The sequence below is a fragment of the Streptomyces sp. NBC_00009 genome (assembly GCF_045040855.1).
In the GTDB taxonomy this organism is placed as follows: Bacteria; Actinomycetota; Actinomycetes; order Streptomycetales; family Streptomycetaceae; genus Streptomyces; species Streptomyces aureus.
Genome location: NZ_CP108312.1, coordinates 88,052 through 104,060, shown reverse-complemented (window position 1 = coordinate 104,060; position 16,009 = coordinate 88,052). Strand labels below are relative to the sequence as shown.

Below are 16,009 nucleotides of genomic sequence, written 5' to 3'. Positions count from 1 at the left end.
CACACAGCCCTCGGCGAGGTGTTGTAGTGCGCTGACCTGCTGTGGTCGGGCCGGTAGTCGGGTGCGTACGCGCACTCGGTTTGCCGACGGGCGGGCTGGGTGGAAGGCATGGGCTGTGAGGTGGACACTGCCCAAACCGATGCTCGCCGCCCCTGTGTCCGCCCCTGCGCTGCTGCCGGGGTGGGCGGGTGAGCCGAAGTGGGACGGGTGGCGGGCCCTGGTCTCCGTCGACGTGGGCCGGGTAGTGCTGCACTCACGGCGGGGCACGAGCCTGGCGGCTTCGTTCCTGGAGATCGAATCCGGGAGCAGCCAGCTGCCGGACGCGACGGCACTGGACGGTGTTATGTCGTGTGGGCGAATGACCGGCTCGCCTTCGAACGGCTTCAGCAACGCCAGCACCGCAGGTCAGCAGCCGCCGGCCCACTTCGTCGCCGGCGGACCGCCGTCAGCGGTGGCGGGCGGGCCTGCGGCGCTGTTCGGAGTCGGTCAGGGCCGGCCGCCTGTAGTCGCTGTCCGCGGGGTTGAGCGTGGCGCCGGGGGCGACGATCTCGTCGATGCGGTCGAGGATCTCGTCGTCGAGCCGGACCTCGGCGGCGGCGAGCTGGTCGGTGAGTTGCTCGACCGTGCGGGCGCCGAGGATCACCGAGGTGACGCCCGGGTGGGTCGTCGCGAAGGCGAGCGCCAGGTGCGTCAGGGAGATTCCCGCTTCGGCCGCCAAGGCTGACAGGTGCTCGACGGCGTCGAGTTTGCGCTGGTTGCCCGGCAGGTCGAGGTTGAACTTGTGGGCGACCGCCTGCCGGAACATGTTCATCTCGATCGGCTCGCCGCGGCGGAATCGCCCGGTCAGCCAGCCGCTGTTGAGCGGACTCCAGGTCAGCACGCCGAGCCCGTACTTCTGCGCGGTGGGCAGCACGTCCGCCTCGATGCCGCGCACGAAGACGGAGTACGGGGGCTGCTCGGTGCGGAAGGGGATGTGGCCCCGGCGGTCGGCGCCGCACAGGCGTGCCAACTCGTCCATGTCCGTGGTGCCCGACTCGGTTTCTGTACTCGTGGCCAGAGCCAGCATGATCAGCTGGATGGCTGAGAGCGGGCCCGGGGGACCTGTCAAAGGCGTGGAGCGCAGGCTCAGTGAGCGGCTCTGGCCCCGGCACGCCGCCCCGCGGCTTGGTCCATCACTGCCCGACGTGGCCAGGCGAGACCTGCAGCCACTGATCGACCTCGTTGACCGCCACGGCACGGACGCCATCCTCGCAGCCCTCGCCCAACTGGCCCCTGAACAGCAGGCCGAAGTGGCCGTCTCGACAGCGCACAAGGCCAAGGGCCGCGAATGGCCACGCGTGAAGGTCGCCGACGACTTCGCCCCGCCCAAAGACTCCGACCAGCAAGACGCCCCAGGACGCCCAGTGCCGGGCTCGACACAGCTGCCCCGTACCGAGCATGCAGCGGGCACCGCCGGGACCCTTGGAGACCAGGGCCTGCCGGCCACCCGAAGCCAGCGCCCGCCGCCAGCGGTTCGCCGACATCATCCGAGTCACCCGGAACCGCCGAGCCACCTCCCGGTCACTGGCCCCCTGCCTCGATCAGATCAGCGGCTGCCAACTGGACCTGCTCACGCCGAGCCCGCTCCTCAGCCGTCAGCCCTCCGCCATCGGGATACCTCATCCCTTCGGCATAGCGGGCCCCCGACAAGTGTCACGACCCCACGTAACCCACACCCTTAAGAATCTCTATCGTGCCGCGCTTGATCCCGAACCTCTACGGACAACACCTCAGAGGTTTCCATTTCACGGAGAAGCCCTCGAACGACGTCTTGATCGAAATCATCTCGGCGAGACATTTCAATAGCCCACGGAGCGGCCAGTTGCATCCAGTACGAACGGCCAGACTTCCATGCCGACTCGACCGTCAACTCAATTAGCCTCTCGGGAGTTGATATGTCCCCCTGGCCAAGTTTCACCCACGAGCGGGAAAATTCAGCCAAGGATTCAGGAAGATCGCGCTCCAAGTAGGGCCACATGGGAACGAACCCAGACCTCGCAAGCGCAGCCCGCCCCTCCGATTCCACCCCGACCCCAATACGGCCGTCAGGCATGATACCAATCCATGCCCCGTCCCCTCGGTACACCACCGGAGTCCAATTGCTCATCTCAACCCCAGGGCCTGTAGTCGAAGTCAATGCCTTGATCTCTCATGAATGTCTGGAACTGCTGGCGTGTGGAGTCCGTCCACCTGTGCCCATAGTGACCGCTATTTTCCGTGAACACCAGGCGTCCGTTATCCCGGAAGAGCGTGCCGCCCAGACCTTCAAGGGCAGGGCCGGGTTCGAGTCGGCGACCTTCGAGGACGACGCCTGGTTCGGGGCGGCGACCTTCCAGAGTCCGGTTGACCTTGGACCGTTTGTGTGTGCCGGAAGGGTGTCGTTGGCTGGTGCGGTGTTCGACGGTCCGATGACCTTGTCCTGCGTGGCACGCCGGGTGGAGTGCCGGCGAACCCGTTGGATGTCGACGGCCGAACTACGGCTGCGCTACACAACGGTGGACTTCTCCCATGCCGTCTTCGAGTACCCCCTCACGATCGCCGCGGAGGCCGCCCCCTTCGTGCTCTCCGACGGGCGGCCAGTGACAGAACAGGCTCTTGCTGGCGCGCCTGACGAGACGGTGCGGATGGCCTCGATGCGTGGGGTGGACGCGGCCCATCTGGTCCTCGCCGACGTCGATCTGTCGGGATGCCTGTTCACCGGGACCGTGCACCTGGACCAGATACGGCTGGAGGGCGCATGCGTCTTCGACACGGTCCCGCCCGCAATGCATTGGCGGGGCTGGCGTCCGATCCGGTTCACCCAACGCCGCACCCTCGCCGAAGAACACCACTGGCGCGCGAGCCGACCGGGGGCTGTCCCGGGCTGGAACGTGGCCGTGTTCGGCGCCGGGCGCGTCGGGCCGTTGCAACTGGCGCCGGTGTACCGCGCGCTTCGCAAAGCGTTCGAGGATGGCAAGCACGAGCCTGGGGCCGCCGACTTCTATTACGGGGAGATGGAGATGCGCCGCCACGCCGACGACATACCCCGAAGCGAGCGGGGTCTTCTGACTGCCTACTGGGCGCTGTCTGGCTACGGCATGCGCGCTTCCCGGGCGCTGGCGTGGCGCGGCGCCGCCATGCTCGTCACCATCGTGCTGCTGATGGGCCTCGGTCTCCCGAAGGACGCCTCGAAGCAGGCAGCGACCGGCACCGTCCCGGCCGGCGGAGGCAAAGTCACTTTGGAGATCGACAAGGCAGATCCCCAGAACCCCACCGGGGAAAGGTTCACCGGCGAGCGCTTCGAACAGGCCCTGAACGTCACCCTCAACTCAGTGGTGTTTCGCTCCGCCGACCAAGACCTGACCACTTCCGGCACCTACATCGAGATGGCGTCCCGTGTGACCGAGCCCGTCCTTCTGGGCCTGGCGATCCTGGCTGTCCGCAACCGGGTCAAACGCTGACTCGCTGGAGGCCGCTCCATGTATGGCCTTTGTGGCGCCGAGGGTGACGACCACGCCGTCGGACTGTGGCCATCACTCCCTACGGGCGTACGCGGATGACTGTCTTCCCGCTGCGTCGCGTGGTCGGGTTAAGGGCACCAACGGCATCATCCAAGCTCGCGACGTCACCGATGTTTGTCCGCAGCCGTCCGTCCCGCACCCGCTGCACGATCTCACCCAGTTCGGCACGATCGGCCTCGACAACGAAGTCCACCGCCAGACCGTCAGCGGGTCGCGCCTCGACCGGGCCGACGATGGACACCAGCGTTCCTCCAGCCTTGATCAGGGCAGCGGACCGCTTCTGAACGTCGCCACCGATGACATCGAAGACCAGATCGACGCCGCCGACGTCTTTCAGCGCGTCATTCTCGAGGTCGACGAACTCATGCGCGCCGAAGTCGAGTGCCTTCTCACGGTCGGCGGCGCGTCCGGTGCCGATGACGTAAGCGCCGGCCTCACGTGCGAGCTGGGTCACCATCGTCCCGACCGCCCCGGCCGCGCCATGGGCGAGGACGGTCTGGCCAGACTGAACGCGGCCGTGCTGGAACAGCCCCTGCCACGCGGTCAGACCTGAGATGGGCAGGGACGCGCCTACCGTGAAGTCGACGTCGCCTGGCAGCGGTGCGAGGTTGCGTGCTTCGATCGCCACGTACTCCGCCAGGGTGCCGTCACGGTGCCAGTCGGCGAGGCCGAACACCCGCTGCCCGACCGACAGCCCCGTCGTGCCGTAGCCGAGGGCGGTGACCACTCCGGCCAGCTCGTGGCCGGGGATCGACGGTGTCTTGTCACGGCCGGCGCGATCGGTCCAGGTCGATGGCCACTCCATCTCAGTCGGGACGAAGCCCGATGCATGAATCCGAACGATGACGTCGTTGATCGATGCGGACGGCTCAGGCCGCTCTGTCAGCGTCATCCCGGCCGTTCCCGCGGCCTGGTCGGTTACCACAATGGCTTTCATTGAGATTGTCCTCTTCCTCGTATGTGTTGTGGGTTTCGGTTCCCGGGTGGGTGCTTAGACGAAGGTGAACAGCTGGTCGGCGTCGAGTCCAGCTCCGACACCCGCGCCCCCGGCGGCACAGTCAGCAGGGAATCGAGGACCGCCCGCTGACCGGTGCGCCTTGGCGCATCTGAAGGGGGACATGGTCGAGGCGCTGCTACGCGAGGCCGGATTCGAGGCGCTGTCCAGCAACGACCTGCGCCCCGCAATGCGTTGCACCTTCGGGGTCAAGTCCGCGCAGGAGCCGGAGTCGCTCTGAGCGCCTGAGTGCTGTCGGGTTCTTCCAGCGATGTCCTCGGGAGGTCGCCATCCCCGGCTATCCGCGGGCGGTGATGCCACCGGAACCGACGCTGATATCGCTCGCGCCGGAGACGAGACGCTTCGCGCCGAAGGTTCGGGTGACCGAAGAAGGAAAATGTGCCGCGCGGCCGCCGGCGCGGCACAGATAACCTGCGCGGATGGAGCGGATTCAGCGGGCCGCTGGCGCGGTCGTCGGCTCAGCAGTGGGTGACGCCCTGGGCGGCCCCTTCGAGTTTGGTCCCCAGGAAGCGTTCTCCGCGCGGTTTCCCGCGCCTGGTGCCGGTGGCGAGATGTGCGGAGGCGGCGGCTGGGACCCCGGCGAGGCCACTGACGACACGCAGATGGCCGTCCTGGTCGCGGAGTCGCTGCTGGAGCGGGGCGGACTGGATCTGCCGGACATCTTCGCCCGCTTCCAGCGGTGGGCAGCATCAGAACCGAAGGACATCGGCTTGCAGACCGAAGACGTCCTGACCAACGGCATGCCCTGGGACCTCGCCGCCGCGATCCATTTCCAGGTCAACCAACGAGCAGCGGGAAACGGCTCCTTGATGCGGGCGTCGACCTCTGCGGTCTACTTCGCGGCCGCCGGCCAAGAAGCCACCATGGAAGCGGCCCGCCGCATCGCTGCGCTGACCCACGGTGACCGCGCGGCGTGGGAAGGCACGGCGATCTTCCACGAACTCATCCGTGTCACGTTCGAGGACACCGACCCCCTCACCGCGCTCCCGGACATCCTGGCTCTTGTCCATCCCGACCACCGGGGCCGCTACGCCACAGTCCTCGCGCCCGGTTGGCACCCCGATCAGGCAACCGAGTTCAACGGTGCCGTCTGGCCCTGCCTGGGCTCCGCCGTCTGGGCCCTGCGCACCACCAACAGCTTCGAAGGCGCGATTCGCGCGGCGATCGACCTCGGCGGCGACACGGACACCGTCGCCGCGGTGACCGGAGGTCTTGCGGGGGCGCGCTACGGTCTGGATGCAATCCCTGCCCACTGGGCCCAGCCGCTCCATGTCCCCCTCCCAGGATTCGACGGACGGGTGCTGCGCCTGGCAGATCTGCTCCACCTTGCGCGCCGCCTCGGAAGCTGAACCGGGTGCTGCCCCTCGCGGAGACCTACACGGTCCAGGACAGCCATCGGGCCAGCAGTACCCAGGCAGCTCTCCTGCGTCCACTGTAGGGAGCGCGGCTTGGTGAGCACGGGATCCTGCGGGAACGTCGGATTCCGCGAGCGATGAGCACTGCTTGAGTCGGGTTGATCATGAGCAGGGCGCGCCACCGGGACCTTCTCGGTAGTCACTGTAAGTAGCTGACGGGTGGCGACCAGCCCGGGGTGGATGGATCGATTGCTCAGTAGGTCCGTCGGACCTGCTCCACGCTCTGGCCGTTCACTCCTGGTAGCGAGGGAGGATGTCGCCGTTCTTGACGAAGGTCAAGGCGGCGGCGACGTCGTATGCATGGATCGCGGAGGCGAGCGGTGCCAGTTGGTTGGTCAGGCCCTCGATCGCGTTGCCGGTGAAGAATGCGTCCCGTGCTGCGCTGTCGCTGAACCCGAGGACGAGGGAGGCGTGGAATCGCTGGTTGTGGGGGTTGTCGTGGGCGACGTTCGGGGTGTCCCAGAGCTTTTCGCTCCAGGGCAGGAATGTCTGCGTGCGCAGTTCCTTCAACGCTGCAGTGTCGGCGAGTGCGGGAACGAGCTGCCGGTTGACGAACTTCCGGAACTCGCCTGCGTCGACCCCGTCTTTGCGGCGCAGGTAGATCAGGGTGCGGGCACCGACCGTCTCGTCGGGGCCGGCGACGTCGTACCAGCGGGAGGAGTTCGGTGGGCCGGCGTAGAGCAGGGTGCGGCGGAACACGTTGATCTCGTCGGCGTGGGCCAGCTTCGTCTGCTTACGCCCTTTCAGAAACCGTCTTTGAACCTCTGCTGATCTCGCGCGGAAGACGCGCGAGATCAGCAGAGGTTCAAAGACGGTTTGTCACAGGTTCGAGGTGCCGTGACATCAAGCGCGACACCGGCCCGCGGCGTGAGCCGGGCACTGGCTAGGTCGCCTGGGAGTCGCCGCCGGTGGGCAGTCTTGCTCGATCTCCCGGGCGGTGCGCATCACGGTGAACCCGTGCCGGTTGCGGGGGGTCAGCGGTGGGCGGCGCGGTTCATCTCGACCACATCGTCCAGCGTGAAGTCGGCCGGGAGGGCGGCGAGGCGCTCTGGCACACTGTCGCGGACAGCTGCGTCCTTGACGCGATCGGCTGCGGCCAGGGCCGCTGGCAATTCGTCGAGAGTCAGCTCGGTGCAGTAGGCGGGGCTGTTGGGCTGCTGACGCCAGGAGTCGGCCAGCACGCCAGCGTCGTAGGGGTCGAAGCCGGTGTCGTCCACGAGCTGCATGGCCACGCGCCGCGCCTGCTCGGAGTCGGCGGCGACGGGGATGGCAATGCGGCCGGGGGTTCCGGCCGGCAGGCCCCGGGTGCGCTGGGTCTCGGCCAGGGCGGCGTTCCACGCCTTGACCACGGGCCGCCGAAGCTGCTCGGCGTTCCACACGCTCTCCACCTCGCCGCTGTCCACGGCCTCAATCTGCCCGCTGAGGTGCGGGTAGTAGTTCGCGGTATCGATGACTACCGTCTCGTCGGGAACCGCGGCGAACAGGTCGGCCAGCTTTCCCGCCGCACCGAAGGGGATGGCCAGAATGATGACGTCCCGGCCCTGGACGGCGTCGGTCAGCTCCACCGCGCGGGCCCCGGACTCAAGCACCTCGGCCCGGATGCCCTCGAGGCCGCGGGCGTCGGCCACCTGGACGTCGTGACCGGCCATGCAGAGCTTGACGGCGAGGTTCCCGCCGATGGCACCTGCACCTATGACAGTAATTTTCATTGATTTGTCCCTTGGGTGGTTGTGCTGCCCTCAAGGGGGCAGCGCGATGTGGTGGCTGTATGACGGGCCGCCAGGCCGTGACCGGGGCGTGTGGCGGATTACGCCTGGGTGTCCCGCTCGCGGTAGCCGCTGGCGATGAACGTGCGGAGACGGTCGAGTGACTTCTCCTCGGTGCCGGTGCCCTTGATCCAGGCAACAGAACACGCCGCGAGGAACAGGTCGTACCCCTGCACCGAGGCGCGCACGCGCCCTGCGCGCTGCGCGGCGCGCACGTACTGATCGGTGGCGGTGATGAGGATGTCGCATGGAATCGTGAGGGGGTTGTCCGGATCCTGGGCCCGCGCCGCGGCCATGAGCGGGTCCGGCAGCCCACTGAAAGCGCTGAGATATTCCTCCATCGCCCGCAGCCACCGCTCCAGCGCCTCGGCGGCGTCGCCGAGCTGCTCGATGCTGGCCCGGCGTGCCACGAACTCCTCGGAGCGCCTCTGCAACACGGCCGCGAGCAGCGCTTCGCGGGTGGGGAAGTGCCGGTACAGCGTGGCAGGTCCGACGCCCGCCTCCTTGGCCACCGCCTCCAGAGAGGTGCCGACCCCGTGCTGCAGGAAGTGACGCTGGGCCGTCTCCAGGAGGGCCGCACGGTTGCGTTGGACGTCGGCGCGAGGCCTGCGTTCCTGCTGCCCGCTGGCGTTCATGCGCGCTCCGGCCTCCTGCGATCCTCCGGCAGCACCCAAAACGGATGCTGCCTCCGTATACGGAAGAGCATAAAACGGAGGCAGCATCCGGTCAAACCGACACGTCCTTGTGCGCACGTCCCGGTGGACGGCTCGAAACGCCGAGGGCCCGCGGGACGCTCCCTGGGGCCCCGTGCGTACCCAAGTCCTCCACCGAGGCGCGTGTACGAGATCAGCGGAAGTTCAAAGATGGGTTCTCAGGGGCGCAAGCGCCGATTGGAAAGTGACCTCGGCGACGCCGTCGATCTTCTGGTCCGCGGGGATCGAGGTCTGCACCCCGTCGGTCGCCGGCCAGCGGCTCGGGTTGTGCTCGGCAAGGTGGATCTGCCGGTGCTCCTCCAGACCCGGGGTGGCGGAGATGATCCCTGAGTGAGGTCCCTTCCAGTGGTCCATGCCGGTCTGGCGGGTCTGGTCGGTGCGCACCCACAGCAGGATCGAGGAAGTGAGGCGCTTCTTCTCCACGCCCAGCTGAGCGGCGGACGGTGAGGTGCTCATGGTGCTGCTTCTCTCTTCCTGGTCGCCGAACGCGTAGTTGTGGTGTTCGCCGGTGGTCAACGGGCGAGGAACTCGACCGCGAGGGGGGCGAACTGCTGGTGGTACTGGAAGATGCCGCCGTGACCGGAGTCGGGGTAGATGATCAGCTCGCTGTCCTTGATGCGTCGGTGCAGGTCCTCGGAGAGGACCGAGGGCACCATGCGGTCGTTGTCGCCGTTGGCGATGAGGGTGGGCTGGGCGAGCTGCGACAGGTCGTCGGGGGTGGAGCGCCCCCACTTCTTGATCGCCTTCAGCTGCGCCTGGAATGCCTTGACCTTGATCTTCGCGTCGCGGTCGGCAGTGCGCTCCTTGAGCCGGTTGACGAACGCGCGCGCGGCGGGCTTGCCGGTGGTGTTGCGGTTGAAGAACAGGAATTCCTTGGGGTCCGACCGGGTCAGGGTGGCGCGCAGCATGTCCCAGTACGTGGTGCCGGCGACCTTGTCGATGTCCTTACCGCCCTTGGGCCCGGTGCCGGTGAGGACGAGTTTGCGGACGAGCTCGGGGTGCTTCACCACCAGGGCCTGGGCGATGAAGCCACCGAGGGAGAAGGAGAAGACGTCGATCTTGTCGAAGCCGAGCGCCGTGATGAAGGTGTAGGCGTCATCAGCCATCGCCTCGATACTGTCCGGCACCTGGCCCGTGGACGCCCCGACACCGCGCTGATCGAAGGCGATGACGTGACGGCCCTTCGCGATGGGGTCGATGATGCGCGGGTCCCAGTTGTCCAGGGTGGCGGCGAGGTGCACGAAGAACACGACGGGCACGCCGCCCTTGGGCCCTAGCTCGCGAAAAGCGTAGGTGACGCCGCCGGCGGTGACGGTGCGGTCCGGGGCGTGGGCGCACGAGGTGATGACGGGCTCGTTCGGGGTGCCGGTGCTGCTCATGATGGTTTCTCCTGGTGTGTTTCTGGTCGCCCGCCGCGGGGTGGTGGCGGGTCTGCTGGGGCAGATGATGACGGCCCTGCCGAAGCCGGGCGCCCTGCCCGTGACCGAACACATCACGCCCAGCTCGACGTGGGTGGTGCTCTGGTGGAGCTGGCCGATGTCGGCGTGCCCGCCCTACGTCATGGAGACGACGACCTTGCCGGCCTTCGCCCGGCCCTTTTCGACGTACTCCATGGCCTGAAGGGTTTCGTCGAACGGGAAGACGCCGTCGACGACGGGGCGGATCTTCCCGGAGTCGAGGAGCGGTGCGAGTTCGCGCAGTTGGTCGCCGCTGGCCTTCATGAACAGGAACGAGTACGTCACGCCGAGGCGCTTGGCGTTGCGCCGGGTTTTGAAGCTGAGCACGGTCATGGCCAGGCGGAGGACCGGGTTCACGCCGAGTTCACGGGCGAAGGCGGGGTCGGGCGGGCCCGCGACGCTGATGGCCATGCCGCCGGGCTTGAGAACGCGCAGGGATTTGGCGAGGTTCTCGCCGCCGAGGCTGTCGAGGACGACGTCGTAGCCGTCGAGGATCTCCTCGAAGTTCTGCGTGCGGTAGTCGACGACGACGTCCGCGCCGAGGTCCTTGGCCAGGTCGACCTTGGCGGTGCTCACGGTGGTGGCCACGTGCGCGCCCAGCGCCTTGGCCAGCTGGACGGCGATGGAGCCGAGGCCGCCGGCGCCCGCGTGGATGAGGACCTTCTGACCCGGTTGCACGTGTGCCCGCTCAACCAGCGCCTGCCATGCGGTCAGGGCGACCAGGGGGAGGGAGGCGGCCTCGGCCATGGTGAGCGTGGCGGGTTTGGGCGCCAGGTCGTCCTGGTGGACAGCGATGAGTTCGGCGAAGGTGCCGATTCGGTCCTTGTCGGGCCGGGCGTAGACCTCGTCGCCCACCGCGAAGCGGGTGACGGACGGGCCGACCCGGACGACCGTCCCTGCGAGGTCGTTGCCCAGGACGAGCGGGAGACGGTAAGGAAGGAACGCCTTGAAGTCCCCGTCGCGGAGCTTGATGTCCAGCGGGTTGACGCTCGCCGCCCGGATCTCGACCAGGACGTCCTCGGCGCCCACTTGCGGGTCGGGTACCTCGGCGGCGCGCATCCCGGCCGGGCCGCCGTACTTCTCGACCAGGAAAGCCTTCATCGTCGTCTCCGTTCCGATTCCCGTCCGTGGGAGGACGGGGTCTTCGTTCGTCCCGGGCTTCTCCCAGTACGAGACAGTTTTGTGTTGCTCTCCTGGCTGCGGCGCGGGGCGCCGCTCCCTCAGCCGCGCTGGCTCTTCAGGCCACTGGCACGACCGGGCCGTCGACGCGGTCGGCGGCACCGCCCTGGAGGCGGTCCAGGGCGGCGGCAATCCCCTCGTGGGGCATGCCGAGCGGCACCGCGCTGACCTCGGCCAGGCGGGTGTACTGCTTGTCGGTCAGCTGAACGTCGAGGGCGCCGAGGTAGCTGTCGAGCTGGGCGAGGTTGCGCGGGCCGATGATCGGGACGAGCGTCGCCACGGACCGGGCGGCGCGCTCGCGCACCCAGGCGACCGCCACCTGGGCGGGCGTCACCCCGGTCTCCTGGGCGATGGCCAGGACGGTGTCGACGACGGCCGTCTTCTGGTCGGTGCTCTCGGTGTGGATGACCACGCCCAGGTCGCTCAGGCGCCCCTCGGCGGAGCCGCGGTACTTGCCGGTGAGTAGTCCGCCGCCGAGCGGGGACCACAGGGCGGCGCCGAGCCCGAAGCTCTCGGCCATGGGTAGCAGTTCGCGGTCGGCGGTGCGCTCGACGAGGCTGTACTCGTGCTGGATGCCCACGATCGGGGCCCAGTTCTTCAGGTCCGCGAGGGTTACCGCGCGCGAGACGCGCCAGGCGGGGAAGTTGGACAGTGCGGCGTGGTGGATCTTGCCGGCGCTCACCAGGTCGTCGAGTCCGCGCAGGAGTTCCTCCATCGGAGTGAGCTCGTCGGGGAAGTGCACCCACAGCAGGTCGATGTAGTCGGTGCCCAGGCGCTTCAGGCTGGCCTCGACCGAGGCGACCATGTTTTTGCGGCTGTTGCCGGTCCTGGAGATGTCCGGCTGCGGCGCGGCCCCGAGGGAGAACTTGGTGGCCAGCACGAAGTGCTCGCGGTCGGCGGAGATCAGCTTTCCGGTCAGCTCTTCAGACTCGCCGAACTGGTAGCCGTCCGCGCTGTCGAGGAAGGTGCCGCCGGCCTCGGCGAACCGGTCGAAGATCCGGCGTGCCTCGTCCGGCTCGGCGCCTGCGCCCCAGCCGGTGCCGAAGTTCGCGGTGCCGAGCGCGTACTCGGACACGCGCAGTCCGGTCCGGTGTCCGAAGGTTGTGTAACGCATGAGATGTCCTTGCTTGAAGGCGGGAAGGCGGTCGCGTCGGGGTGGAGGGGTGAGCGTCAGCCTGCGTTCGGCTGGGGTGCCGCGGCCAGGCTCTGCTTGACGTACCGGCTGGTCTCGTCGGCGAGGATCTCGGGCAGGCCGGTCTCGATGCCGTACAGGGCCTGGGCCGCGACGTCGGCGGCGGCGACCTTCTGGTCGGCGGGCACGCCGGCGGCCATGTCGGTGTCCATGTAGCCGACGTGCAGCGCCGAGACGGTGATCCCGCGCGGTGCCAGCTCCTCACGGGTCGCGTCGCTCAGCGCCCAAGCGGCGGCCTTGGACGCGGCGTAGGAGCCGAGTCCTGCCGGGTGGAACCAGGACAGGGCGGACAGGACGTTGAGCACGGCGCCGCCGCCGTTGCCCTCGATGACGGGGGCGAAGGCGCGGGTCGCGGCGAGCGGGCCGAAGAAGTTGGTCTCCATCTCCCGGCGCACCGCAGCGACGTCGCCTCCCATCAGCGTCGCGCCGGTGGAGATGCCCGCGTTGTTGATCAGCAGGGTCGCATCCGAGGCGATGCGGGTGGCCTCCTGTATCGATGCCTCGTCCGTCACGTCGAGGCGCAGCGGGATGACACCCGGCACATCGACGGTCTCGGGGCGGCGGGCGGCCGCGTACACCTTCGCGCCGCGCTCCACGAGCTGGGCGGCGAGGTGCCGCCCGAGGCCCCGGTTGGCGCCGGTGACGACCGCGACCGCATTCTTCAGTTCCATGCCCGCTCCTGGTCTACGGCGGGTGCCGTCGGGTCACCCGCACGATTTAGATTATGGAACCAATCTAAACACGGGTCTACGATAGATGCCAGTCGACATCCAAATGAGAGGGTGATCATGGGCCGCGTATCGCAGACGCAGGCGGAGGAGAACCGCAGGCGGGTGGTGGACACCGCCTCGCGGCTGTTCCGGGAGCAGGGAACTCAGGTGAGCGTCGCCGACCTGATGAAGGCGGCCGGCCTGACCCACGGCGCCTTCTACAAGCAGTTCGCTTCCAAGGAAGCGCTCGTCGACGAGGCCACCGCCCACGCCTTCGACGAGCTCGCCCGGGGTCACACCGCCGGGCTCGCGCAGTACGAAGGGCGGCGCGACGCCGCCCAGCGAGCGCTGATCGACGCCTACCTCTCCGTCGAACACCGCGACGACCCGGCGGACGGCTGCCCGGTCGCCGCGCTCGCCACGGACATCGCACGCGAAGGTGGGGGTCGAGAGGCCCGTCGTGTCTACACCGAGGGGGTGGCCGACTTCGCCGACTTCCTCGGCGGTGACGACCAGGACGGCATCGTCCGCCTCTGCACCCTGTTCGGTGCGCTGGTCCTGTCCCGGGCCACCAAGGGCTCTCCACTCTCGGAGGAGATCCTTGCCGCCGCGCACGCAGCCCTGATCAGGGGCGCGGCGGTCGAGTAGGCGATGCGGGTGATCCAGCGAACACGGGGGCCGAGCTGACACTATCTGCGGCACCTGGCCCTGTGCTCACTGTGGATCGTGCCGGATTGGTTCGGCGTCGTCTGCGATGTGCAGGATCTGCTGTGCTTCTCGGAGGAAGTCGCGCCCGCGGGGCGTTGGCGCGAGGGGGCGGGTGTCCCGGTCGATGATCCGGAGGCCGGCCCTGTGCCGCAGGAAGGCGTTGACGCAGTGGTGCACTCATCGAGGCTCTCCGGCTGCATCGGCGGTGCGGAGGATTCCGGCCGCTTCGTGCAGGAACTCTTGCCCCTGCTCGGTCGGTGCGAGAGGTCTGCTGATTCGGTCGATGATGGTGAAGCCGGCGGCCCTTTCGATGCCTGTCATGCGTTGTCGCAGGGCGCCGCTCCGCCCGTTGTAGAAGATGCGGGCGGCGGCAGCGACGGTCTCGTGGCCTGGGATTTGCGTGATGACGCGTAAGCGATCAAGGGCGAACGGCGTCATCACCACGGCGCGCATTGCGGCGGAGAGAGGCCGTGGGATCTCCAGGTGCCCGATGGCGTTGTAGCGGCCGGAAGCCAAGCGGATGGGGAAACCCCAGTTGGGCCTTGACCCGGAATCTTGGACACGGGCTATGCGGCTTGGGCCAGGCTAGTTGATGTTGTGTCGAGTGCTGTCTCGTAAGCGATGGGACTGCGGTGTCCGAGGCGGGAGTGACGGCGTCGGGTGTTGTAGCGGTTGAGCCAGCGGAACGCGTCGAGGCGGGCCTCGCGTTCGCTGGACCAGGTCTTGCGGCTCTGAAGCGTCTCGCGTTTGAAGGTCGCGTTGAAGGACTCGGCAAGCGCGTTGTCCGCGCTGGAGCCGATCGCGCTCATGGACTGGCGGAGGCCGGCCTGGCGGCAGGCGTCGGCGAAGGCCCGGCTGGTGTATTGCCCTGACTCAATCGGTCGTCGCAACACCGGTCTTTTAGATCAAGAGTAGGTGCTGGTTGAGGACTTCGGCGGGTGTCTTCCAGTCGAGGGTTTTGCGGGGCCTGTTATTGAGTGCGAGGGCAACAGCCTCGAGCTCGTTGGCGTCCCATCGCGACAGGTCCGTGCCTTTCGGGAAGTACTGGCGAAGGAGTCCGTTCGTGTTCTCGTTGGTGCCCCGCTGCCAGGGACTGTGCGGGTCGGCGAAGTAGACCTTCAGGCCGGTGTCGATGCGGAGTTGAGCATGCTGGGCCAGCTCCGTGCCGCGGTCCCAGGTCAGTGACCGACGCAGGTGTTCGGGCAGCGCGGTGATCGTGTCGGCGATCGCGTCCTTCACGGCCTCGGCGCCACGGCCGGCCAGTGCCGGGCCGTTCTTCACCCGTGGTTCGAGGCCGTAGCCGTCCATTCGGGGCAGGTGCAGCAGCATCGTGAACCTGCTCGTGCGCTCGACGAGCGTGCCGATCGCCGAGCGGTTCAGGCCGATGATGAGGTCGCCTTCCCAGTGGCCCGGGACCGCTCGGTCCTCGGCCTCAGCCGGCCGTTCACTGATCATCACCTCGGACGTGACGTGGCCACCGGGCCTGCGCTGCGCTCGAGCGCGCGGGACGCGCAACGCACGACCGGTACGCAGACAGGCGACCAGTTCGCGCTTGAGCGCGCCGCGGCCCTGGACATAGAGGGCCTGGTAGATCGCCTCGTGCGAGATGCGCATGGACTCATCATCGGGGAAGTCGGCCTTGAGTCGGTTCGAGATCTGCTGCGGACTCCACGACGTCGCCCACCGTCGGTCCTGCCGCCGGGGCTTGTTGCGGCCCTTCCACTGGGGCGTCTTGGGCCCCGTCACTGGCATTCCGTCTGCCGCCCGGATCACCCCGGCGAGCCTGTCCTGCACGTATTCACACAGCCGCTCGTTGCCGGCCAGCTTCGCGGTCCTCGGCCGCTGTGCTCTGCGCTCGGCATGCCACTGCGCGGTGGTCGCCCGATACTCCAAACGGTAGGTACGCGTGGACGCATTCCGGCGCAGCTCCCGGGAGATGGTCGAAGGTGAGCGGCACAGCCGACGCGCGATCTCGCGGACCCCGATGTCCTGAGCCCGCCACACGGCGATGTCCTCACGCTCCGCGAACGACAGATAGCGTCCCGACACCGTCGGGGAGAGATTCGGTCCCACGCCGCCAGCGTGGCGAAACCACCGCGTCCCGACCGCGGGCGACACCCCGGCCTCGACTCCCGCTTCCTCCGATCGGAGCCCCCGGGCGATCGCAGCCCAGAACCGCATGCGGTCCTCCCGCCATGCGACCGTCGGCCGGCCCGGCGATGGCATCTGCCCCCGATACTCACGAGCCTTGCGTTGCTGCGGACCAACACCCATCACTCCACCTCTGACTACGAGGTGTTGCGACGATCAGTTGA

General features: G+C 68.1%; 18 protein-coding genes and 1 pseudogene. 6 read left to right on the top strand and 13 right to left on the bottom strand.

Annotated elements, in window-relative coordinates; genetic code table 11:
• Positions 1–445 precede the first annotated feature (445 nt).
• Positions 446–1,066 carry an aldo/keto reductase gene (locus tag OHA58_RS00460; protein ID WP_405475086.1) on the bottom strand — a complete coding sequence of 207 codons (621 nt, stop codon included), beginning with the start codon at positions 1,064–1,066 and terminating at the stop codon, positions 446–448.
• 115 nt (positions 1,067–1,181) lie between these two features.
• Between OHA58_RS00460 and OHA58_RS00455 the strand changes: the two are divergent.
• Positions 1,182–1,412, top strand: a pseudogene (locus tag OHA58_RS00455) (DNA helicase); the annotation flags it as partial.
• Between the two features lie 735 nt (positions 1,413–2,147).
• Here OHA58_RS00455 and OHA58_RS00450 read toward each other — a convergent pair.
• Positions 2,148–2,264: a hypothetical protein gene (locus OHA58_RS00450; protein ID WP_405475083.1), complete on the bottom strand. Its 117-nt coding sequence runs from the start codon at positions 2,262–2,264 to the stop codon at positions 2,148–2,150.
• Here OHA58_RS00450 and OHA58_RS00445 point away from each other — a divergent pair.
• Positions 2,241–3,479: a hypothetical protein gene (locus tag OHA58_RS00445; RefSeq protein WP_405475081.1), complete on the top strand. Its 1,239-nt coding sequence runs from the start codon at positions 2,241–2,243 to the stop codon at positions 3,477–3,479. The genes OHA58_RS00450 and OHA58_RS00445 overlap by 24 nt on opposite strands.
• Before the next feature lie 79 nt (positions 3,480–3,558).
• Here the strand turns inward: OHA58_RS00445 and OHA58_RS00440 are convergent, their stop codons facing one another.
• Positions 3,559–4,476 carry an NADP-dependent oxidoreductase gene (locus OHA58_RS00440; RefSeq protein ID WP_405475079.1) on the bottom strand — a complete coding sequence of 306 codons (918 nt, stop codon included), beginning with the start codon at positions 4,474–4,476 and terminating at the stop codon, positions 3,559–3,561.
• Between the two features lie 160 nt (positions 4,477–4,636).
• Here OHA58_RS00440 and OHA58_RS00435 point away from each other — a divergent pair, with 160 nt between their 5' ends.
• On the top strand, positions 4,637–4,774 hold the full coding sequence (locus OHA58_RS00435; protein ID WP_405485411.1) for a hypothetical protein: 138 nt from the start codon (positions 4,637–4,639) through the stop codon (positions 4,772–4,774).
• A gap of 199 nt (positions 4,775–4,973) precedes the next feature.
• A complete protein-coding gene (locus tag OHA58_RS00430) occupies positions 4,974–5,903 on the top strand; it encodes an ADP-ribosylglycohydrolase family protein (RefSeq protein WP_405475077.1) in 930 nt (309 codons plus the stop codon).
• A gap of 297 nt (positions 5,904–6,200) precedes the next feature.
• Here OHA58_RS00430 and OHA58_RS00425 read toward each other — a convergent pair whose 3' ends face one another.
• The 8 genes from OHA58_RS00425 to OHA58_RS00390 form a co-directional block, all read right to left on the bottom strand.
• Positions 6,201–6,668 (bottom strand): hypothetical protein, encoded by a 468-nt coding sequence (locus tag OHA58_RS00425; protein WP_405475074.1) that lies wholly within the window; start codon positions 6,666–6,668, stop codon positions 6,201–6,203.
• A gap of 275 nt (positions 6,669–6,943) precedes the next feature.
• Positions 6,944–7,678 carry an NADPH-dependent F420 reductase gene (locus tag OHA58_RS00420; protein WP_405475072.1) on the bottom strand — a complete coding sequence of 245 codons (735 nt, stop codon included), beginning with the start codon at positions 7,676–7,678 and terminating at the stop codon, positions 6,944–6,946.
• 98 nt (positions 7,679–7,776) lie between these two features.
• Entirely contained in the window at positions 7,777–8,370 is a 594-nt protein-coding gene (locus OHA58_RS00415) for a TetR/AcrR family transcriptional regulator (protein WP_405475069.1), read from the bottom strand.
• A 222-nt stretch (positions 8,371–8,592) separates the two neighbouring features.
• On the bottom strand, positions 8,593–8,904 hold the full coding sequence (locus tag OHA58_RS00410) for a hypothetical protein (RefSeq protein WP_405475067.1): 312 nt from the start codon (positions 8,902–8,904) through the stop codon (positions 8,593–8,595).
• A 56-nt stretch (positions 8,905–8,960) separates the two neighbouring features.
• Positions 8,961–9,827, bottom strand: a complete 867-nt coding sequence (locus OHA58_RS00405; protein WP_405475065.1) for an alpha/beta fold hydrolase — start codon at positions 9,825–9,827, stop codon at positions 8,961–8,963.
• Positions 9,828–10,001: 174 nt separating this feature from the next.
• On the bottom strand, positions 10,002–11,006 hold the full coding sequence (locus tag OHA58_RS00400) for an NADP-dependent oxidoreductase (protein ID WP_405475062.1): 1,005 nt from the start codon (positions 11,004–11,006) through the stop codon (positions 10,002–10,004).
• A 136-nt stretch (positions 11,007–11,142) separates the two neighbouring features.
• Positions 11,143–12,198 (bottom strand): aldo/keto reductase, encoded by a 1,056-nt coding sequence (locus OHA58_RS00395; protein ID WP_405475060.1) that lies wholly within the window; start codon positions 12,196–12,198, stop codon positions 11,143–11,145.
• Positions 12,199–12,254: 56 nt separating this feature from the next.
• Positions 12,255–12,947, bottom strand: a complete 693-nt coding sequence (locus tag OHA58_RS00390; protein WP_405475058.1) for an SDR family oxidoreductase — start codon at positions 12,945–12,947, stop codon at positions 12,255–12,257.
• A gap of 117 nt (positions 12,948–13,064) precedes the next feature.
• On the opposite strand from OHA58_RS00390, the gene OHA58_RS00385 reads away from it, so the two are divergent.
• Together OHA58_RS00385 and OHA58_RS00380 are read left to right on the top strand one after the other, a co-directional pair.
• A complete protein-coding gene (locus tag OHA58_RS00385) occupies positions 13,065–13,634 on the top strand; it encodes a TetR/AcrR family transcriptional regulator (protein ID WP_405475055.1) in 570 nt (189 codons plus the stop codon).
• A 78-nt stretch (positions 13,635–13,712) separates the two neighbouring features.
• Positions 13,713–14,108 carry a hypothetical protein gene (locus tag OHA58_RS00380; RefSeq protein WP_405475052.1) on the top strand — a complete coding sequence of 132 codons (396 nt, stop codon included), beginning with the start codon at positions 13,713–13,715 and terminating at the stop codon, positions 14,106–14,108.
• Positions 14,109–14,260: 152 nt separating this feature from the next.
• Here the strand turns inward: OHA58_RS00380 and OHA58_RS00375 are convergent, their stop codons facing one another.
• Together OHA58_RS00375 and OHA58_RS00370 are read right to left on the bottom strand one after the other, a co-directional pair.
• Entirely contained in the window at positions 14,261–14,584 is a 324-nt protein-coding gene (locus tag OHA58_RS00375) for a transposase (protein ID WP_405475050.1), read from the bottom strand.
• A 10-nt stretch (positions 14,585–14,594) separates the two neighbouring features.
• Positions 14,595–15,968: an IS30 family transposase gene (locus OHA58_RS00370; RefSeq protein ID WP_405475047.1), complete on the bottom strand. Its 1,374-nt coding sequence runs from the start codon at positions 15,966–15,968 to the stop codon at positions 14,595–14,597.
• Positions 15,969–16,009 lie beyond the last annotated feature (41 nt).